The organism is Nocardia sp. NPDC050712, from assembly GCF_040654295.1.
In the GTDB taxonomy this organism is placed as follows: Bacteria; Actinomycetota; Actinomycetes; order Mycobacteriales; family Mycobacteriaceae; genus Nocardia.
The window spans coordinates 206,474-225,903 of record NZ_JBFAHT010000004.1 but is presented as its reverse complement, the minus strand read 5'-3'; the positions used below and the strand labels follow the sequence as shown (position 1 = coordinate 225,903).

The following is a 19,430-nucleotide window of genomic DNA, read 5'->3' as shown; positions in this document are numbered from 1 at the left end:
TCTCCCTGCGGGTTTGGGCCTGGTAGCCAGGGGTATTGCGGCCTTCGATCGGAAGGTGACGTGATGCGCGGCGGGTGGCACGAGGGCAAGCACAAAACAGACTGGTCGGTGGGTCCGACGCAGCTGAAGTGGCGGTCCTGGTGGGGCGTGCTGCGGCGCACCGGCGCCGAGTTCCTGGACGACAATCTGATGGACTGGGCCGCGGCGCTGACCTACTACTCCATGCTGTCGCTGTTCCCCGCGATCATCGTCTGCACCGCCCTGCTGGGGTTGCTGGGCGACTCACAGACCCAGACGCTGATCCAGACCGTCGAGGACGTCGGCGCCGGTAGTGCCACCACGCTGCTGGTCGACGCGATCAAGGAACTGCAAGGCTCGCAACAGATCGCGGGCCCGCTGGCCATCATCGGCCTGCTGACCGCACTGTGGACGGCGTCGGGCTACATCGGCGCATTCATGCGGGCGTCGAACGCGATCTACGACGTCGACGAGGGCCGCCCGATCTGGAAGACGGTGCCGGTGCGCGTCGGGCTGACCGCGCTGATGGTGGTGTTGCTCGCGGTGTGCGCGGTCGGGGTGGTCGCCACCGGCGGCATCGCGGACCGGGCGGGCCAGTGGCTCGGCGTCGGCTCGGCCGGCGTGACGGCCTGGGACATCGTGAAGTGGCCGGTGCTGGCCATTCTGATCAGCCTGGCCTTCGCCCTGCTGTACTGGGTGGCGCCGAACGCGCAACAGCCGGGCTTTCGCTGGCTGAGCCCGGGCAGCGTGCTGGCCGTGCTGGTCTGGATCGCGGCCTCGGCCGGATTCGCGGTCTACGTCGCCAATTTCGGCTCCTACAACAAGACCTACGGCTCGCTCGGCGGTGTCGCGGTCTTCCTGGTCTGGCTGTGGATCTCGAATATCGCCGTCCTGCTGGGCGCCGAGTTCGACGCGGAACTGGCGCGCGGCCGCCGGATCGAAGAGGGCATGCCACCCGAGCAGGAGCCGTTCCTGCCGCCACGGCAGGAGGCGGACGACGATTCCGACAGCCCAAAAGAACGCTCGGACGCCGGCGCCGCGAAAGTACCGATAATGAAAGGGAGATAGAGATGAGTCCACGAAAATCGACCTCCGAGATAGATCGGTTGCACGAGATCGCCGGAGGCGTCAAGAAGAAGGCGGACCAGGGCACGGTGCAGGCCGCCGTCGCCGCCACCGCCGCGGTGGACCGGGTCCGCACCAAGGCTCGCGATCTCGTCGATCGGGCGGAGGCGAACGCACCGGCGGCCAAGAAGAGCCGGGCGACCCCGGCCCTGGCCGCCGCGGGAGCCGCCGCGGCCCTGCTGGTCTGGCTGATCCTGCGGAGGCGATGATGCGCACCGTGTACAAGCCCTTGGAGATGCTGATCAGCGTGCTGGGCGGTCTGCTCGCCGGCGCGGTGTTCAGCAAGGTGTGGGGAACGCTGACCGGCGAGGACGAGGCGCCCGACGCCACCGCGAAAGACCACAGCTGGCAAGAGGTGCTGGCCGCGGCCGCGTTGCAGGGCGCGATCTTCGGGCTGGTCCGCGCGGCCCTGAATCGCGCCAGTGCCACCGGGTATCAGTCGGTGACCGGCACCTGGCCGGCCTAGCCACTCAGATCAGGCCCGCCAATTTGTAGAGGACGAGTGAACCGGCCACCGCGACATTGAGGCTGTGGCCGGTGCCGACCATCGGGATCTCGACGGCGAGATCGAGGTATTCCAATCCCTCCGGCGGGATCCCGTCGGCCTCGTGACCGAGCACCATCACGGTGCGTTTGCGGGCGGTCGGCAGGTCGGCCAGGCGGATGGACTCATCGGTGAGTTCGACGCCGACGATCGCCGAGCCGCCGGCGCGCTGGCGTTGCAGCCAGCGGTCCACCCGTCCGTCGACCCAGTGCACGCATTGGGGGGTGCGCAGCGTGTTGCCATGATCCAGGGCATCGGGGACCCACGGCTTACGGGGCACCACCAGGCAGGCTCCGACCGCGTCGCAGGTGCGCAGCAAGGTGCCCAGGTTGACGCCGTGCTTGGGCCACAGCGGGGCAGCCAGGAGGTGGTTCCAGCAGCCATGTGCCCGGCGGCGGCGCTGGCGGCGCAGTTCGGGGCGGGTGCGAACCCGCGCGGCCGTCACAGCGGAAGGGGAAGAGCCTTCCCCGGAGCGAGAACAGAATTCATATCGATCGACGATACCGCACGCCGCGTCCCGCTGATCAGGGCCGCAGCACCGACACCAGGAACTCGGTCTGGTCGTAGACCGCCTGCTCGAACACGTCGTCGAAGTACACGTCGAAGTGCCCCACCGGATACCGTTTCACCACAGCGTGTTTCGTGCGTTCGGCCGCCTTCAGGGTGGGCTTGGCCGGCGCGATCGAGTCGTGGTCGGCGATGGCGTAGAACACCGGCACCTTCAAGCCCTTGACCCGCCGCGCGGGCGAATCGAACAGCGCCGAGAAGGCAAAGCGCGCCGCGACTTTCGGCTCGTAGGTCAGGCTCTCCTCGGCGAGCCTGCCGTAGCCCTCCGGCACATCCGAGGCCGACATCAACGCCGCCGACCGCTTGCGCCCGGCCAGCTTCACCCGGATCGGCTTGCGCCGCACCGGCGCGAGCAGCACGTCGGTGGTGGCCAGGGTGGCGACCTTGGTCAGGCTGATCGGCCCCTTCGCCAGCCCGGAAGCCCACCCGCTGGTGAACGGCACCTGCGCGACGACGGCCGCCAGGTAGTCGTCCTCGGGCGCGATCGAGAGCACATGCCCGCCGCCGAACGAGGTGCCCCACAACGCGATTCGCGTCTTGTCGATGCCGCGCAGGGTGCGCGCGTAGGCGATGGCGTTACGCCAGTCCGTGCGCTGTCTGGAAATATTGATCACCTGCCGGGGCTCCCCGCCGCTGGCGCCGAAATGCCGGTAGTCGAATACCAGCACCGCCATGCCCGCCGCGGCGAACCGCCGGGCGTAGCGATCCAGACCCATATCCCGTGTGCCCCCCAGACCGTGCCCCATGACCACGAGTGGGCGGGGCTTGGGGACGCCTGCGGGAGGATACAGCCAGCCGGCGCAATGCTCGTTACCCGACGGGAAACTGACCTCGAGACGTTCCATGGGCCATTACCGTACTGTGTTCGGCTGCCGCATTCGCGGCGTGGTTGGGTCCGCCGCAACGCACCGGCTACGCTGGGCACGCGGACGAGTTGGCCGGGCGACCGCGGCGCAGGGAACGGGCACGCGTGTGCCGCCGCCCCGCGCCGAGGAAAGTCCGGACTCCACAGAGCAGGGCGGTTGTTAACGGCAACCCGGGGTGACCCGCGGGACAGTGCCACAGAAAACAGACCGCCGGGGGCAACCCCGGTAAGGGTGAAACGGTGCGGTAAGAGCGCACCAGCGCCCCGGGCGACCGGGGCGGCTAGGTAAACCCCGCCCGGAGCAAGGTCGAAGGTCGCACCTCGCGGTGCGACTGCGCAGGCGTTCGAGGGCTGCTCGCCCGAGCCTGCGGGTGGGCCGCTCGAGGCACCCGGCAACGGTGTGTCCAGATGGATGGTCGTCACCCGGCGCGAGCCGGGGACAGGATCCGGCTTACAGGCCAACTCGTCCGCCCGCTCGGCCTCCGAGTTTCCCCGCTCCGCCCACCCTTGCGGGTGCATGATGGAGTGGGGGAGCGCAGGGAGCGGCTATGGACATTCTCGGCATCGTCGGCAGCATCTTCGGGGTGGGGGTGGTCGCGGGCGCGGTGCTCACCGCCCTGGGCGCGCGCGTGGTCGCGCAGTACGAACGCGGGGTGGTGTTCCGCCTCGGCAAGGTGGCCGGCGTCCGGGAACCCGGTCTGCGCCTGCTGATTCCGTTCGTCGACAAGATGCGCAAGGTCTCGACCCAGATCGTCACGCTGCCGGTGCCGGCCCAGGACGGCATCACCCGCGACAACGTCACCGTCCGGGTGGACGCGGTGGTGTACTTCCGGGTGGTCGATCCGCAGTGCGCGGTCGTGGAGGTGCAGAACTATCTGTTCGCCGTCGGGCAGGTGGCCCAGACCTCACTGCGCTCGATCATCGGCAAGAGCGAGCTGGACGACCTGCTGTCCAACCGCGCCGAGTTGAACAAGGGTCTGGAGATCCTGATCGACAGCCCGGCCCTGGGTTGGGGCGTGCACATCGATCGGGTGGAGATCAAGGATGTGGCGCTGCCCGAATCGCTGAAGCGGTCGATGTCGCGCCAGGCCGAGGCCGAGCGGGAACGCCGCGCCCGGGTCATCTCGGCCGAGGGCGAGTTGCAGGCCTCGCAGATGCTGGCCGAGGCGGGCGCGCGGATGGCGGAATCGCCCGCCTCGCTGCAACTGCGGTTGCTGGAAACGGTGGTTCAGGTTGCGGCGGAGAAGAATTCGACGCTGGTGCTGCCGTTCCCGGTGGAGCTGCTGCGCTTCCTGGAACGGAGCACCCCCGAGGTCAAAGGGGCGGAGCCGAAGGACCCGGACTAGCCGCACATGATCTTGGCCATCTGGTAGACCGACTGCGCCTCCTCCTTGGAGGCCTCGGCCGAACCGTTCTTGGCCAGCTTGATGATGTTGGCGACGATGGCGTCCTCGGACTTGGCCGCCTTCACGTCCTTGCAGGTCTCGGTGAGGATCTCGGCGATCTGGGCATCGGAGCGGCCGGTCGCGAGCTTGGGGAAGGCGGACTTGTAGCTGACCACGAAGGTGCCGGCGCGGGCGCTGTCGATGATCGAGGCGGCCGAGGCCGAGGCGGCGGTCGACGAGGTGGCCGGAGTCGCCGTGTCCTCGCCACCGCAGCCGGCGAGCAGCAGGGCGGCGAAGACGGTGGAGCTGGCCGCGATGGCGGCGGTAGTTCTGATCACGTTGCGGGATGCTAGCCCCATCCCGCGAAAGCCGCCTTCCGTCCGGTGAACGGAAGGCGGCCACCGCGTGTACGAAAACCGTGAGGTCAGGTCGGGTTGATCACAAAGACCGAGGCCCAATACGCGGCCTGATCCGGGCCGAGGACCGGCATCAGGTAGTCGAAGAGGATCGTTGACATGACTGCGTTTCTCCCAATTGTCGACGTACACGGACACTTTGCGAGCCGCACGGACCGAGCACCGCGCGGATCGCCGGGGAACCCTAACAGCCGCGGCCGGTTTGGCTGGTCCGGCACGGCGTTTCGTCGGTAACTGGCCTTTGGAGTGATCGACGTCATAGAGTGGTCGCCGTTGGTAATACCCGTTGGCGGGGCGGTCTGACGGGTGCTCTTCTTCTCCGAGTGCAGGAAGCAGGTCTCAAAACATATGCGGGTAGTTCGTTCACTGGTCGCCGGCGCGCTTATCGCCGGGGCCGCATCGGTTTTCGCCGTGCTGGGCGCCGGGTCCGCGAATGCGGTCGCGGTGACGCCGTTGCCGGGTGGGGTGCAGGTCGACCTCACCCCTGGTGATACCCAGTGGGTCAGTCAGTCCAATATCGGTCTGGCGATTGCCGGTTTGCCGCATCCGTCGGCGGCATCGTTCGGTCAGGCGCTCGACGCCGCGGCCGGGGTGTCGGCGGCTGTGCCGAACGGCCGGGTCACTTTTACCGTGTTCGGTCCGCTCAATGAGCTGAACGGCACGATGCTGGCGCTGCAGTAGTAGCGAGCGGCTCTCACACTGTGGAACTGCACCAGCGGATCGTGTCGGCCCCGGTGGACTTCGGGGCCATCAGGTCCGAATTCGGTTTGGCCTCGGCGTATCCCGCCGAGGCCACCGCGGAAGCCCGCGACGCGTCCGACGCGTTCGCGGGCTTTCGGATCGATCGCACCGATCTGGCCCTGGTGACGATCGACCCGCCCGGCGCGCTGGATCTCGATCAGGCGGTCCATCTGGAACGCACCGCGACCGGCTTCCTCGTGCACTACGCGATCGCCGACGTCGCCGCCGTGATTCGCCCCGACGGCGCGCTGGCGCGCGAATCGGTGGCCCGGGGGCAAACCTTCTACTTACCCGATGGCACCGTGCCGCTGCACCCGCCGGAGCTGTCGGAGGATTCGGCCAGCCTGCTGCCGGATCAGACCCGGCCCGCCGTGCTGTGGACCATCGAATGCGATTCCGCCGGTGCGCCTTCGGAGTTCCGGGTCGAGCGGGCCCTGGTCCGCTCCCGGGCGCGCCTGGACTACGCGGGCGTGCAAGCCGACGCCGACGCGGGCCGCCTGCACCCGTCGATCGCTGCCCTGCCGGAATTCGGTCAGCGGCGCATCGAAGCCGGGCTGGCGCGCGGCGCGATCGGGCTGCGGCTGCCCTCGCAGAGCATCATCCGCGACGACGGCACCGACGGGCACTGGCAACTCGTGGTCGAACCGCGGACCGCGGCCGACGACTGGAACGAACAGGTCTCGCTGCTGACCGGCATGGTCGCGGCCCGAATCATGCTGCGCGGGGACGACTCCGGGCAGGTCATCGCGCTGTTGCGGACGATGCCGCCGCCCGCTGAATCCGCCATCGCCGCGATGCGCCGCACCGCGGCCGCGCTGGGCGTGCACTGGCCGGCCGAGCAGCAGGTGGGACAGATGCTGGCGCTGCTGGACCCGAATACTCCGGCGGCCCTGGTGCTCATGTCCGAGGCGACCGGGCTGTTGCGCGGCGCGGGGTACACCGTGCTCAACGGCGATCCCGAAGGCCGGCCGGATTCGTTGGAACACAGTGCGATAGGGGCCCCCTACGCGCACGTGACCGCGCCGCTGCGCCGTCTGGGCGACCGCTACGCCACCGAGATCTGCCTGGCCCGCTGCGCGGGAACCGAAGTCCCGCAATGGGTTCGCGACGGTCTCGCCGAGGTCGTCACCGCGCTGCGCCGCTCGGACGCGCTGGCGGGCAAGGTCGAACGCGCCTGCATCGACCTGACCGAATCCACCCTGCTCTCCGAACGCGTCGGCGCCACCTTCGACGCGGTGGTCATCCGCGAGGCCAACGGCAACCGCGCCGCCGAGATCTTCATCGCCGACCCGCCCGTGCTCGGCCCCTGCAACGGCGCGCCGCCGGAAGGCGCGACCGTGCGGGTTCAGCTCACCGCCGCGGACCCCACCACCCGCAAGATCGTGTTCACCTACTCCGCCTGACCCGGCGCCTGCCGGTGCGAGGTGAGCGCTTCGGCGGCCTCGGGGTAGCGCTCCAGCTCATGATGCGCGGCGTCGGTCTCGGCCGCGGCCAGCAGATGGTAGAGCGCCGGGTTCTCGCCTGCGGCTTCGGCTTCGGCGGCGCGCAGATGGATCGCCTCGCAGGATTCGATGGCGTCGCGGTGGTCGCCGAGCACGGATTGCAGGTGTTTGGCGTGGCGTCCGAGATCGGTGGCTTCGGCGCCGAGAATCTCGGCGGCGGCCTCGCAGGAGTAGCGCAGGCGCTTGGCGCTCTTGCGGATGTCGTGCAGCATCTCGATACGCTCGGCCGGGTCGGTGCTGGGCTCGGCGCGGATGAAGGCCTCGATGCGTTCGTGGTCGCGTTGCAGGACGACGCGGAAGAAATCAGGGGCGGGGACGGCGGCGCGGGAAGGGCGCAGCGGCGGGCCGGACTTCCAGTCCGACAGGGTGTTTCGCAGCGCGCGGTAGCGGTCGTCGTCCAGGGCGGCCAGGATCTGAGCGTGCGCGCCGTCGTAGCGGGCGCGTTCGGCGGCCACCAGGCGCGCGGTGACCCGCTCGACATCCTCGGCGGTGGTGATGGGCGCGGCGACATGATGTTCGCCGACGGTGACGGGCACGGTGTTGCGCGGCGCGGCGACGTCGTCCTCGGCGGCGGGTTTCCCGGTGACCGTGTCGATGTCGGTGACCTCGACCGCCGCGGCGGCGTGCTCGGCCAGCAGCGTCTCGAAGCGGTCGGCGCGGACCTCGGCGTCGCGGGCCACCCCGAGCAGGCCCGCCAGCCACTTGAGTTCCTGGCTGATCTCGTCGGCCCGATCCCGTTGCAGCAGCATCCGATAGGAACGCAGCACGCTGCGCAGCCGGCGGGTCGCCACCCGCATCTGATGCACCGAATCGTCGGCGTCGGAACGGACTTCGGGTTCGGCGGCCAGCAGCCGGTCGACATCGCCGGCTAGGGCCGCGATGAATGCCGTACCGGCGCTGTCCGCCATGCGATCACTTCACTTTCGCGAATTCGTCGGTCGCCTCGACCAATCGGTGCACGATGCCGGGTTCGTTGGAGGCGTGCCCGGCGTCGTCGACGATGTGCAGCACCGAACCGGGCCAGGCGCGGTGCAGATCCCACGCGCTGACCGGCGGGCACACGACATCGTGCCGGCCCTGCACGATCACCACGGGGATGTGGGTGATCTTAGCGAGGTCGCGCAGCAGCTGGCCCTCCTCGAGGAATCCGCCGTGGCGGAAGTAGTGATTCTCGATGCGCGCGAAGGCGAGCGCGAAACGGGGTTCCCCGGATTCGGCCACCCGCTCCGGGTTCGGCAGCAGGGTGCTGGTCGCGCCCTCCCAGGTGGTCCAGGCGACGGCCGCGGCCGTGGCGACCTCCGGGTCGGGGGAGTGCAGCAGCCGGTGGTAGACCTCCACCAGATCGCTGTCGCGCTGGTCGAGCGGCACCGGGGCGAGAAACTTCTCCCACAGGTCCGGGTACATGTTGCCCGCGGCCCCGTTGTAGTACCAGTCGATCTCCTTGCGCCGCAACAGGAAGATGCCGCGCAGTACCAGTTCGGTGACCCGCTCCGGATACTGCTGGGCGTAGGCCAGGGCCAGGGTGGAGCCCCAGGACCCGCCGAACACCTGCCAGCGCTCGATGCCCAAATGGGTACGCAGCGCCTCGATATCGGCGATCAGATGCGGCGTGGTGTTGGTCTCCAGGCTCGCGCCGTCGGCGATATGCGGTGTGCTGCGGCCACATCCGCGCTGATCGAGCAGCACGATGCGATAGGCCGCCGGATCGAAGAAGCGCCGGTAACTCGGGTCGGTGCCGCCGCCGGGCCCGCCGTGCAGGAACACCACCGGCTTACCGTCGGGATTGCCGCTGACCTCCCAGTACATCTGCTGGCCGTCGCCGACGTCGAGCAGGCCGGTCTCGATCGGTTCGATCGCGGGGTAGAAGGTGCGCAGGGTCATCAGAAGGCGATCCCCGCGGCGAGGTTCGGGAGCTCCAGGGCCTGGATGGCCTGCTGGCGGACCTCCGGGCAGGCCTTGGTGGTGGTCGTGTCGATGATCGACTTGTCGTGCAGGATATGGCCGTTGATGCCGCCCTGCTGCACACCCCACTGGTGGACCAGCGCGTTCAGCCCGATCTTGCCCAGCGTCGGCCCCTGCACCCGCCAGCTCGACAGTTCCGGCTCGATCAGATCGCAGAGCTGCTCGGCGCTCGCGTCGGAGATCTCCAGGGTGGTGGTCGGCGCGGCCGCGCTCGTCGACCCCTGCGCGGAGGAGGTGGCCGACCCGGACGTCCCGGCGGGATTCGGATCGCCCGTGGTGGTGCACGCGGCCAGTGCGACCGTGGCGAACATCCCCGCCACCACCAAGCTACTGCGGGAAATCCAACGGCTCTGCGGCATTCCAAACCTCGTCACTCGTGTCGACAGCATCGCCCCGAGTCTGCCATCCCCGTCCGGGGTAGCCACGAAAAGTGGGACATGACCGGGCCGAACGCCGCGGTCATGCCCCACTCGTCACCGAAATCAGAAGCTGTGCTCCGGGCCGGGGAAGGTGCCCCGGCGGACCTCGTCGGCGTAGTCGGCGGCGGCCTTGCGCAGGTCCGGGCCGATGTCGGCGAAGCGCTTGACGAACTTGGCCGTCTTGCCGCTGGTGTAGCCGGCCATGTCCTGCCAGACCAGCACCTGGGCATCGCAATCCGCGCCGGCGCCGATGCCGACGGTCGGAATGGTCAGCTTGTGCGTGACCTGACCGGCCAGCTCGGCCGGCACCATCTCCATCACCACGGCGAACGCGCCCGCCTCCTGCACGGCGATGGCGTCGTGGATGAGCTGCTCGGCGGCGTCGCCCCGGCCCTGCACGCGGAAACCGCCGAGGGTGTTGACGCTCTGCGGGGTGAAGCCGATGTGCGCCATCACGGGGATGCCGGCCGCGGTGATCAGCGCGATCTGCTCGGCGACGCGCTCGCCGCCCTCCAGCTTCACCGCGTGCGCCTGGCCCTCTTTCATGAACCGGGTGGCGGTGGCCAGCGCCTGCTGCGGCGAGGACTCGTAGGTGCCGAACGGCAGGTCGGCCACCACCAGGGCGTTGGGCGCGCCCCGGACCACGCCGCGGACCAGCGGGATCAGCTCGTCGACGGTGATCGGCACGGTGGTGTCGTAGCCGTACACCACGTTGGCCGCGGAATCGCCGACCAGCAGCACCGGGATACCGGCCTCTTCGAAGAGGCGGGCCGAGGAATAGTCGTAGGCGGTGAGCATGGCCCACTTCTCGCCGTCGGCCTTCATCTGCTGCAGATGGGTGACGCGGGTCTTGCGCCGCTTCTGCGGTTCGGCCGGGGCCGCGCCGTAGGCCGGGGTTTCCGAATCGGATACGGACATCATCGTCCCTTCGTTGGGTGTCGCCTCGAGGCCCATATCGGGTCCCCGGGTCTTCTGACCCCTCTATTTTGCCACCGCCGCCCTACCTCGAATAAGAGTCCTCCCCGGTGCGATCGGTCACACCGGCGTCCTGGCAGGATCGGGGCCATGGGCTTGCGACGGGGCGTGCTGGGTGTTGCGGTGCTGGCGTTGGTCGCGGGGGGCTGCTCGGCGCAGGACAGTGAACCGCCGCGCCCGACCGCGCCGATGCCGCCGACCCCGGCGGCGCTGGACAAGTTCTACGGGCAGACGGTGGACTGGGGGTCGTGCGCCGAGGTCACCGGTGAGCGGCTGCCCCCGTCCGCGGAGTGCGCGAAGCTCACCGTGCCGGTCGACTACGCGCAGCCGCAGGGCGCGACCGCGCAGCTCGCCCTGTCCCGGATTCCGGCGTCGGGCAAGAAGATCGGGTCGTTGCTGCTGAACCCGGGTGGCCCCGGGGTGTCGGGTTTGTCGATCGTGAGCCTGGCCGGTGGCTCGGCGCTGGCCGAGCGCTTCGACCGAGTCGGGTTCGATCCGCGCGGCGTCGGGTCCTCGACGCCGTCGATCACCTGCCTGAATCCGCAGGAGACCGACGCCGAGCGGGCCGAGCGCCCGGTGGGCAATACGCCCGAGGGCATCGCGGTCCAGGAGACCGAGAACAAGGAATACGTCGGCAAATGCGTCGAACGGACCGGCACCGAGTTCCTCTCCCACGTCGGCACCCGTGAGGTCGTGCAGGACATGGACGTCATCCGCGCGGTGCTGGGCGATTCGAAGCTCAGCTACCTGGGCTACTCCTACGGCACCAAGCTGGGTTCGGCCTACGCCGAGAAGTATCCCGACCGGGTGCGGGCCCTGGTGCTCGACGGCGCCATCGATTCCTCGCAGGACCCGGTCGAGGAGTCGCTGCGCCAGGCCGCCGGATTCCAGAAGGCTTTCGACGGCTTCAGCGCCGACTGCGTGCGGCAGCCCGACTGCCCGCTCGGCACCGACCCCGCCCTGGCGGTCGCGCGTTTCCGGGATCTGGTGAATCCGCTGCCGGACAAGCCGGCCCGGACGAAGGACCCGCGCGGCCTGTCCTACGGCGACGCCATCACCGGCGTGCAGCAGGCGCTCTACTCCGACTCGCTGTGGCGCGGGCTGTCCACCGGCCTGACCGAACTGGCGCAGGGCCGCGGCGACACCCTGCTGCAACTGGCCGACATGTACGACGGCCGCAACGACGACGGCACCTACACCAACACCCAGGACGCCTTCAACGCCATCCGCTGCGTCGACGACCCGCGCATCACCGACCCGGCGATCGCGTCCCGCCAGGACGCCAACTACCGCAAGGCCGCCCCGTTCCTCGACGACGGCACCGGCACCGGCGCGGCGGCCCTGGAACTGTGCGCGTTCTGGCCGGTGCCCAACAGCTCCGAGCCGCACCGGATCTCGGTGCCGGGGCTGCCGAAGGTGGTCGTCGTTTCCACCACCGAGGACCCCGCCACCCCGTATCAGGCCGGCGTCGACCTGGCCCAGCAGCTCGGCGCGTCCCTGATCACCTTCCACGGCACCCGCCACACCGCCGCCCTGGTCGCCGGTGACGAATGCCTGGACAGCGCGGTCATCGCGTACCTGACGAACCTGACCGAACCGGGGTCGACCCTCAGCTGCGGCCCGTCCGACTGAACTATCGCATAGAACTTTATGCTCTGGCATGCCAGAGTGGTGGCGGACAGCGTTCGGACACAAGGAGTTTCTGTGGCGTCGCCCTTCCGCACCCGACTAGCCGCCCTCGTAGTCGCGGTCCTCGCGCTCGCGATTGCCGCCGGCCCCGCGAGCGCCGAGGCGGAAACCGTCGACGACCCGGCCGCCGCCTGCGCGACGGCGCCGACCGACGGCAACCGATCGGCCACGATCGACGGCCGGGAGTACCTCGTCAACGTCCCCGCCGGCCTTCCGCGGCGCGCCCCGCTCGTGGTCGCGCTGCACGGCGGTTTCAGCAATCCGGGCAAGCACCTGGGTGAATCGGGCTGGGCCGAATTCGCCGCCCAGGAGAAGTTCATCGTGGTCGCCCCGCAGGGCCGGAAAGACGAAGGCGACGCCGACCCGGCGACCTGGGCCTGGTACGCCGACGCGGAGGATGTCGCCTTCATCATGAAGGTGGTGGCGGCCGTCCGGGCCGAATGGTGCGTTGATCCCAAACGCATACACCTCGCCGGGCACTCCAACGGCGGGCAGATGGCCTCGCGGGTGGGGTGCGCGGAGTCGGCCTTCTTCGCCTCGGGCGCGGTGTACGCACCCGCGCCGCCGCCGCTCGGTTGCGATCCGGCCCGGGCCATCTCCTGGGGCGTTTTCGCCTCGGCCGCTGACGCCACCGTGGTCGAGCCGGTCGCCGCCGGCCACGCGTGGTACTGGCTGCGGGAGAACCGCGAGTGCGTCGGCGAGGCGAACGACGGCGGCACCGACGTCAAGGACACCAAGCGGTGGGACTGTGATTCCGGCACCGAAGTGCTCTGGCGCGTGTACCACGGCGGTAGCCACTATTGGCCGACCGGTGCCCGGCGCACCGAGATGATGAACCGCATGTGGCAACTGTTCGAGGCCAATCCGCTGCCCTGATCGCACCCGAGATCCCGCCGTCACGGAGGTGCCGAGCGGATCTCGCCCTGGTGCGCGGACGCACTGTTCGCAATCTTCAGCCGCTACGTAACACGGATTTAACGCCAGGTGCCTACGCTCGCCACCATGGATCGCCAGAAGGAATTCGTGCTGCGGACGCTCGAAGAGCGGGACATCCGCTTCGTGCGGCTCTGGTTCACCGACGTCTTGGGTTATCTGAAGTCCGTCGCGATCGCTCCCGCCGAGCTGGAGGGCGCGTTCGAGGAGGGCATCGGATTCGACGGCTCGGCCATCGAGGGCTTCGCCCGCGTCTCGGAGGCCGACATGGTCGCCCGGCCGGACCCCTCCACCTTCCAGGTGTTGCCTTGGGCCACCTCCAAGGGCCACCAGCACTCCGCGCGCATGTTCTGCGACATCACCATGCCCGACGGCTCGCCGTCCTGGGCCGACCCGCGCCACGTGCTGCGGCGTCAGCTGAACAAGGCCGCCGATGTCGGGTTCAGCTGCTACGTGCACCCCGAGATCGAATTCTTCCTGCTCAAGGACAGCCCGCAGGACGGCTCCAAGCCGGTCCCGGCCGACAGCGGCGGCTTCTTCGACCAGGCCGTGCACGATTCGGCGCCGAACTTCCGCCGCCACGCCATCGACGCGCTGGAGTCCATGGGCATCTCGGTGGAGTTCAGCCACCACGAGGGCGCCCCGGGCCAGCAGGAGATCGACCTGCGCTACGCGGACGCGCTGTCCATGGCCGACAACGTGATGACCTTCCGCTACCTGATCAAAGAGGTGGCGATCGACGAGGGCGTGCGGGCCACCTTCATGCCCAAGCCGTTCGCGGAGTACCCGGGCTCGGCGATGCACACCCACATGAGCCTGTTCGAGGGCGAGGCGAACGCCTTCGCCGATCCCGACGACCCGGACAACCTGTCCGGCACGGCGCGCGCGTTCATCGCGGGCATCCTGGAGCACGCGCCGGAGATCTCGGCGATCACCAACCAGTGGGTGAACTCCTACAAGCGCCTGATCCACGGCGGCGAGGCCCCGACGGCCGCCTCCTGGGGCCGGTCGAACCGTTCCGCGCTGGTCCGGGTGCCGATGTACACCCCGAACAAGTCCTCCTCGCGGCGCGTCGAGATCCGCAGCCCCGATTCGGCCTGCAACCCGTACCTGACCTTCGCGGTGCTGCTCGCGGCCGGTCTGCGCGGCATCGAGAAGGGCTACACCCTGCCGCCCGAGGCCGAGGACGACGTGTGGTCGCTGACCTCCGCGGAGCGCCGCGCCATGGGCTTCCGGGAGTTGCCGGGCACCCTGGACGAGGCGCTGCAGGCGATGGAGCGGTCCGAGCTGGTCGCCGAGACGCTGGGTGAGCACGTGTTCGACTTCTTCCTGCGCAACAAGCGCCGGGAATGGGCCGACTACCGCAGCCAGGTCACGCCGTTCGAGCTCAAGGAATATCTGGGCCTGTAAAGCGGCTGCTGCCCGAAAAGTACCGTTTGCGTGTCTTTCCGTGCCCTGCGCCGGAAAGCGTTGTCCGGACAACTAGGTTGGGAGCTATGGTTCGGCCCCCAACGCAGCGCTCAGCGGTCCCCGGCGTCGGTCGGCTCGGGTTGCTCGAGCCGAACGCCGCCGAGTCGCTGCGCGAGCTGGCCTGGGACAACCTCGACAGCATCCCGGTGCTGTGGGCGTTGTCCCGGGCGCCCGACGCCGACCTGGCGCTGAGCACGCTGGTCCGGTTGCGCGAGGCGCTGGGCGCGGGCTGGGCCGAACTGGATTCGGCGCTGCGGGCCGATACGTCGTTGCGCGGCAGGCTGTTCGCGCTGATCGGGTCGTCGAGCGCGTTCGGCGATCATCTGGTTTCCGAGCCCGCGGTGTGGACGTCGTTGCGGCGCACCGAGTTACCCGACCGGGACGAGTTGATCGCGGATCTGCTCGACGCCGTGCAGGCGGTGCCGGAGGAGGGGCCGAACGCCGGCCCGATGCTGTACAGAGCCGGGATCTCGGGTCCGGAGACGGTGGCGCTGCTGCGCCGGCGCTATCGCGATCAGCTCATGCTTCTCGCGGCGCTGGATCTGGCGGCCACGGTGGAGAACGAGCCGGTCCTGCCCTACCAGGTGGTGGGCAAACATCTCACGGCGCTGGCCGATGCCGCGCTGACGGCGGCGCTCGCGGTCGCGGTGGCGCGGGTCTGCAAGGACCGCCCGGTGCCGGTGCGTCTGGCCGTGATCGCCATGGGCAAGAGCGGCGCCTGCGAACTCAACTACGTGAGCGACGTGGACGTGGTCTTCGTCGCCGAACCGGCCGACGCCACCGCGACCCGGCTGGCCGCGGAACTGATGAGCGTGGGCAGCCAGGCCTTCTTCGAGGTCGACGCCGCGCTGCGCCCGGAGGGCAAGGCGGGCGCGCTGGTCCGGACGCTGGACTCGCATGTCGCCTACTACAAGCGCTGGGCCCGGACCTGGGAATTCCAGGCGCTGCTGAAGAACCGGCCGATGACCGGCGATCTGGAGCTGGGCCAGGACTACCGCGACGCGCTGATGCCGATGGTCTGGGCCGCCAGCGAGCGGGAGGATTTCGTCACCGACGTGCAGGCCATGCGCCGCCGGGTGGAGGATCTGGTGCCCGCGGACCTGCGCGAGCGCGAGCTCAAACTCGGGCACGGCAGCCTGCGCGACGTCGAATTCGCGGTCCAGCTCCTGCAATTGGTGCACGGCCGGGTCGACGACACGCTGCACGTGCAGGGCACGGTCGAGGCGCTGACGGCGCTGGCGGCCGGCGGCTACGTCGGGCGCGACGACGCCGCGAATCTCACTGCCTCCTACGAATTTCTGCGTCTGCTCGAACATCGGTTGCAGTTGCAGCGGCTCAAGCGCACGCACACCCTGCCCGCGGCCGACGACGAGGAGGGCATGCGGTGGCTGGCGCGCGCGGCGCACATCCGGCCCGACGGCAGACAGGACGCCGTCGGCGTGCTCGCGTCCGAGATTCGCCGGAACGCGGTGCGGGTCCGGCGGTTACACGCCAAGCTGTTCTATCGCCCGCTGCTGGATTCGGTGGTCCGGCTGGAGTCCGACGCGCTGCGGCTGAGCCCGGACGCGGCGGTGCGCCAGCTCAAGGCGCTCGGTTATACCTCGCCGGAGCACGCGCTCAGTCACCTGAAGGCGCTCACCGGCGGGGTGTCGCGCAAGGGCCGGATCCAGGCCCTGCTGCTGCCGACGTTGCTCGAATGGCTCGGGGAGACACCGAATCCCGACGCCGGCCTGCTCGCTTATCGCCGGGTCTCCGAGGGCCTCGACGACCAGATCTGGTTCCTGCGCGAACTGCGCGACGAAGGGGCGATCGCGCAGCGGCTCATGATCGTGCTCGGCTCCTCGGAGTACCTGCCCGACCTGCTGATCAACGCGCCCGACACGATCCGGATGTACGCCGACGGGCCGAGCGGCCCGCTGCTGCTCAGTCCGCAGCCCGACGACGTCCTGCGCGGCATCCTGACCGCCGCCGCCCGCTACGACGAGCCGAAACGCGCTGTGGCGGCGGCCCGTTCGCTGCGCAGGCACGAACTGGCCCGCGTCGCCTCGGCCGATCTGCTCGGCATGCTCGACGTGCAGCAGGTGTGCCGGGCGCTGTCCGCGGTGTGGGTGGCGACGCTGGAAGCCTCGCTCGCCGCGATCATCCGGGCCAGTGAGGCCGAACGGGGCGAGCCCGCGCCCGCCGACATGGCGGTCATCGGGATGGGCCGCCTCGGCGGCATGGAACTCGGTTACGGCTCCGACGCCGACGTGCTGTTCGTCTGCGACCCCAGACCGGGGGTCGACGAGACCCTGGCGGTGAAGTGGTCGATCTCGGTGGCGGAGAAGGTGCAGCGCCTGCTGGGCGCGCCGAGTACCGACCCACCGCTGCAAGTCGACGCGGGCCTGCGCCCGGAGGGCCGCAACGGCGCCCTGGTGCGCACGCTGGCGGCCTACGCCGCCTACTACGAGCAGTGGGCCCAGCCGTGGGAGATGCAGGCGCTGCTGCGCGCCCACCAGGTCGCCGGTGACGCGGCGCTGGGCGTGCGCTTCCTGCGCACCATCGACAAGGTCCGCTATCCCGCGGGCGGGGTGTCCCCGGAGGCGGTCCGCGAGATCCGCCGCATCAAGGCCCGGGTCGATTCCGAGCGGCTGCCGCGCGGCGCGAATCCGGCCACCCACACCAAACTCGGCCGCGGCGGCCTGGCCGACATCGAATGGACGGTGCAGCTGCTGCAGCTGCGCCACGCCCACGAGATCCAAGGCCTGCACAACACCTCCACGCTGGAATGCCTCGATGTGATCGAGGAAGCCAAGCTGCTGGAGCCGGCCGACGTCGCCCTGCTGCGCGATGCCTGGCTCACGGCGACCAAGGCCCGCAACGCCCTGGTCCTGGTCCGCGGCAAGCCCACCGATCAGCTCCCCGGCCCGGGCCGGTTGCTCTCGGCCGTGGCCCGCGTCGCCGGCTGGCCCAACGACGACGGCGCCGAATTCCTCGACAACTACATGCGCATCACCCGCCGCGCGAAAGCGGTGGTGGAGCGGGTCTTCGGCGGCGACTGAGCGGTGCGCCGGGAGATTGGGCCGCGTCGCGGGCCGGTCGGCCGCAGCCGCCCACCTAGAGTGGCCGGTATGGATCCCCTCCTACCCAAGGAAACCGATGACCTGAGTGTGCTCGCGCGCAGGCTACGGGCGCTACCGCCGTCCTGCGGGCCGGTGCGGCTGGTCGGGGTGGACGGGCATGCGGGGTCGGGCAAGAGCACGTTCGCGGCGCAGTTGGCCGAGGTGCTCGGGGGCGCGCCGGTGCTGAGATTGGACGACCTCGCGACGCACAGCGAGTTCTTCCAGTGGACCGATCGGTTGCGCGAGCAGGTGCTGCGGCCGTTCCGCTGGGGGCACACCGCGTTCTATCGGGCCTACGACTGGCAGCAGTGCGAATTCGGGGGTGAGCGCGCCTTGCTGGCCGAGCCGGTGGTGCTGCTCGACGGCGTCGGCGCGGGGCGGCGCGGCGTGCGGCCGCACCTGGCGCAGCTGCTGTGGATGGAGTGCGCGCCCGAGGAGGCCTGGGAGCGCGGCCGGGAGCGGGACGGGGCCGGGCTCGGACCCTTCTGGGACGAGTGGACCGCCGAGGAACGCGCCCACTTCGCCGACGATCCCTCCCGCCCGTACGCGGATCTTCTTGTCCTGCAACAATCTCCGGGCTACGCGGTGCTGCCGGGGCCGCGCACGACGGCGTCCTGAGCTCGGATCCGCACCGAATCCGCACACGGGGTGCACAGTCGGTCCATCTGGGCCACCTAGGGTTCAGTGATGCGTAGATGGTTGGACCGGGCGTTGCTCGGGGTGGGGTGGCTCGCTGTGCTCGCGGGGGTTACCGGGGTCGTATTGCATCTGGGGAACTGGCGGTGGGAGCTGTTGACGCTGGCGGCTTCGGGGGCCTCGTATCTGATGGCCGGTGCGCTCGTCGGCTTGGTGCTGGTGCTGATCGCGCGCGGCTGGCGCAGCGCGGCGGTCGCGGGAGTCGTTGTGGCGGTGGCACTGTGGACGCAGCTGCCGATCTTCGTTCCGAACGGGCACGCGGCGGCGGGGCCGAAAGTGACTGTGATGCAGTCCAATATCCTGTTCGGCGAGGCCGACGTGGACGCGGTGCTGCGCGCGGTGCGCGCCGAACAGGTCGACCTGCTGACCGTCGACGAGCTGACCCCGCAGGCCGTCGAACGGTTCGCCGCCGCGGGGATCGGCGCGGAGTTGCCACACCAGTTCCTGGTTCCCGGCCTCGGCGGGGGCGGCACCGGCATCTACAGCCGGTATCCGCTGCGCGACACCCAGCGATTCGAGGGCTTCCAGATCAACAATCTCGGCGCGACCATGCGGCATCCGGAGCGCGGCGACATCGCCGTGTTCGCCCTGCACCCGATTCCGCCGAATCTGAACTTCGCGGCGTGGAGCTGGGAGATGCCGCGGATCCGCGAAATCCTGGACGCGCAAACGGGTCCCGCGATCGTCGGCGCGGATTTCAACGCCACCCGCGACCACGCGGCCTTCCGCGCGCTGGTGGCGGGCCGCTTCGATTCCGCCGCCGATCTGGTCGGCGCGGGGCCCATGCTGACCTGGCCGGACAGCAAACGGTGGGGCCCGGTCCTCGGCATCGACCACATCCTCGTCGCCGACGGCACGGCCGAAGAGCTCCGGTCGCTGTCGATTCCGGGCTCCGATCATCGCGCGCTGCTGGCCCGCCTGCGGATGAATCCCTGACCGGTTTCGTATCCGTCCGCAAAGGTGATACGCGCGTTGGCGTTCCGGCGATTACGATGAGAACGCTCGGCGGGTGGCCCGGGCCT

At 69.7% G+C, this 19,430-nt stretch carries 19 protein-coding genes and 1 other RNA gene; 13 read left to right on the top strand and 7 right to left on the bottom strand.

Annotation, left to right across the window (positions count from 1 at the left end; genetic code table 11):
- Nucleotides 1-63 precede the first annotated feature (63 nt).
- The 3 genes from AB0H76_RS29200 to AB0H76_RS29190 are packed head-to-tail and all read left to right on the top strand — an operon-like array spanning nucleotide 64 to nucleotide 1,609.
- Nucleotides 64-1,086: a YihY/virulence factor BrkB family protein gene (locus AB0H76_RS29200; protein WP_357330231.1), complete on the top strand. Its 1,023-nt coding sequence runs from the start codon at nucleotides 64-66 to the stop codon at nucleotides 1,084-1,086.
- Between the two features lie 2 nt (nucleotides 1,087-1,088).
- On the top strand, nucleotides 1,089-1,352 hold the full coding sequence (locus tag AB0H76_RS29195; protein WP_357330230.1) for a hypothetical protein: 264 nt from the start codon (nucleotides 1,089-1,091) through the stop codon (nucleotides 1,350-1,352).
- The gene (locus AB0H76_RS29190; RefSeq protein ID WP_357330229.1) at nucleotides 1,352-1,609 is read left to right on the top strand and encodes a DUF4235 domain-containing protein; all 258 of its coding nucleotides are present in this window, start codon (nucleotides 1,352-1,354) and stop codon (nucleotides 1,607-1,609) included. The genes AB0H76_RS29195 and AB0H76_RS29190 overlap by 1 nt, the downstream gene beginning before the upstream one ends.
- 4 nt (nucleotides 1,610-1,613) lie before the next feature.
- Here the strand turns inward: AB0H76_RS29190 and AB0H76_RS29185 are convergent, their stop codons facing one another.
- Both AB0H76_RS29185 and AB0H76_RS29180 read right to left on the bottom strand, forming a co-directional pair.
- Nucleotides 1,614-2,132: a TrmH family RNA methyltransferase gene (locus AB0H76_RS29185; RefSeq protein WP_357330228.1), complete on the bottom strand. Its 519-nt coding sequence runs from the start codon at nucleotides 2,130-2,132 to the stop codon at nucleotides 1,614-1,616.
- Nucleotides 2,133-2,211: 79 nt separating this feature from the next.
- Nucleotides 2,212-3,099, bottom strand: coding sequence for an alpha/beta fold hydrolase (locus AB0H76_RS29180; RefSeq protein ID WP_357330227.1), 888 nt, complete (start codon nucleotides 3,097-3,099; stop codon nucleotides 2,212-2,214).
- Nucleotides 3,100-3,184: 85 nt separating this feature from the next.
- On the opposite strand from AB0H76_RS29180, the gene rnpB reads away from it, so the two are divergent.
- Together rnpB and AB0H76_RS29170 are read left to right on the top strand one after the other, a co-directional pair.
- Nucleotides 3,185-3,589, top strand: an RNA gene (gene rnpB, locus AB0H76_RS29175) — RNase P RNA component class A.
- A gap of 78 nt (nucleotides 3,590-3,667) precedes the next feature.
- Entirely contained in the window at nucleotides 3,668-4,465 is a 798-nt protein-coding gene (locus AB0H76_RS29170) for a slipin family protein (protein WP_357330226.1), read from the top strand.
- On the opposite strand, the gene AB0H76_RS29165 is transcribed toward AB0H76_RS29170, so the two are convergent.
- Nucleotides 4,462-4,842 (bottom strand): hypothetical protein, encoded by a 381-nt coding sequence (locus AB0H76_RS29165; protein ID WP_357330225.1) that lies wholly within the window; start codon nucleotides 4,840-4,842, stop codon nucleotides 4,462-4,464. The genes AB0H76_RS29170 and AB0H76_RS29165 overlap by 4 nt on opposite strands.
- Nucleotides 4,843-5,226: 384 nt before the next feature.
- On the opposite strand from AB0H76_RS29165, the gene AB0H76_RS29160 reads away from it, so the two are divergent.
- Together AB0H76_RS29160 and AB0H76_RS29155 are read left to right on the top strand one after the other, a co-directional pair.
- Entirely contained in the window at nucleotides 5,227-5,601 is a 375-nt protein-coding gene (locus AB0H76_RS29160; RefSeq protein ID WP_357330224.1) for a hypothetical protein, read from the top strand.
- A 20-nt stretch (nucleotides 5,602-5,621) separates the two neighbouring features.
- A complete protein-coding gene (locus tag AB0H76_RS29155; RefSeq protein WP_357330223.1) occupies nucleotides 5,622-7,064 on the top strand; it encodes an RNB domain-containing ribonuclease in 1,443 nt (480 codons plus the stop codon).
- Here the strand turns inward: AB0H76_RS29155 and AB0H76_RS29150 are convergent.
- The 4 genes from AB0H76_RS29150 to panB form a co-directional block, all read right to left on the bottom strand.
- Complete coding sequence (locus AB0H76_RS29150) at nucleotides 7,052-8,071, bottom strand: CHAD domain-containing protein (protein ID WP_357330222.1); 1,020 nt, start codon at nucleotides 8,069-8,071, stop codon at nucleotides 7,052-7,054. The two genes, AB0H76_RS29155 and AB0H76_RS29150, sit on opposite strands and share 13 nt — an antisense overlap.
- Before the next feature lie 4 nt (nucleotides 8,072-8,075).
- On the bottom strand, nucleotides 8,076-9,047 hold the full coding sequence (gene pip, locus AB0H76_RS29145) for a prolyl aminopeptidase (RefSeq protein ID WP_357330913.1): 972 nt from the start codon (nucleotides 9,045-9,047) through the stop codon (nucleotides 8,076-8,078).
- Complete coding sequence (locus AB0H76_RS29140) at nucleotides 9,044-9,436, bottom strand: hypothetical protein (protein ID WP_357330221.1); 393 nt, start codon at nucleotides 9,434-9,436, stop codon at nucleotides 9,044-9,046. Before AB0H76_RS29140 ends, pip begins: the two co-directional genes overlap by 4 nt.
- A gap of 171 nt (nucleotides 9,437-9,607) precedes the next feature.
- Nucleotides 9,608-10,462: a 3-methyl-2-oxobutanoate hydroxymethyltransferase gene (gene panB / locus AB0H76_RS29135; protein WP_357330220.1), complete on the bottom strand. Its 855-nt coding sequence runs from the start codon at nucleotides 10,460-10,462 to the stop codon at nucleotides 9,608-9,610.
- 147 nt (nucleotides 10,463-10,609) lie between these two features.
- Here panB and AB0H76_RS29130 point away from each other — a divergent pair, with 147 nt between their 5' ends.
- From AB0H76_RS29130 to AB0H76_RS29105, 6 genes are all read left to right on the top strand, one after another.
- Complete coding sequence (locus AB0H76_RS29130) at nucleotides 10,610-12,151, top strand: alpha/beta hydrolase (RefSeq protein ID WP_357330219.1); 1,542 nt, start codon at nucleotides 10,610-10,612, stop codon at nucleotides 12,149-12,151.
- A gap of 72 nt (nucleotides 12,152-12,223) precedes the next feature.
- Nucleotides 12,224-13,084, top strand: a complete 861-nt coding sequence (locus AB0H76_RS29125) for an alpha/beta fold hydrolase (protein ID WP_357330218.1) — start codon at nucleotides 12,224-12,226, stop codon at nucleotides 13,082-13,084.
- 126 nt (nucleotides 13,085-13,210) lie between these two features.
- Nucleotides 13,211-14,551, top strand: a complete 1,341-nt coding sequence (glnA, locus tag AB0H76_RS29120) for a type I glutamate--ammonia ligase (protein ID WP_357330217.1) — start codon at nucleotides 13,211-13,213, stop codon at nucleotides 14,549-14,551.
- An 86-nt stretch (nucleotides 14,552-14,637) separates the two neighbouring features.
- Nucleotides 14,638-17,652 (top strand): bifunctional [glutamine synthetase] adenylyltransferase/[glutamine synthetase]-adenylyl-L-tyrosine phosphorylase, encoded by a 3,015-nt coding sequence (locus tag AB0H76_RS29115; RefSeq protein WP_357330216.1) that lies wholly within the window; start codon nucleotides 14,638-14,640, stop codon nucleotides 17,650-17,652.
- A gap of 69 nt (nucleotides 17,653-17,721) precedes the next feature.
- A complete protein-coding gene (locus tag AB0H76_RS29110; RefSeq protein WP_357330215.1) occupies nucleotides 17,722-18,330 on the top strand; it encodes an aminodeoxychorismate synthase in 609 nt (202 codons plus the stop codon).
- A 69-nt stretch (nucleotides 18,331-18,399) separates the two neighbouring features.
- Nucleotides 18,400-19,344: an endonuclease/exonuclease/phosphatase family protein gene (locus AB0H76_RS29105; protein ID WP_357330214.1), complete on the top strand. Its 945-nt coding sequence runs from the start codon at nucleotides 18,400-18,402 to the stop codon at nucleotides 19,342-19,344.
- Nucleotides 19,345-19,430: the final 86 nt, after the last annotated feature.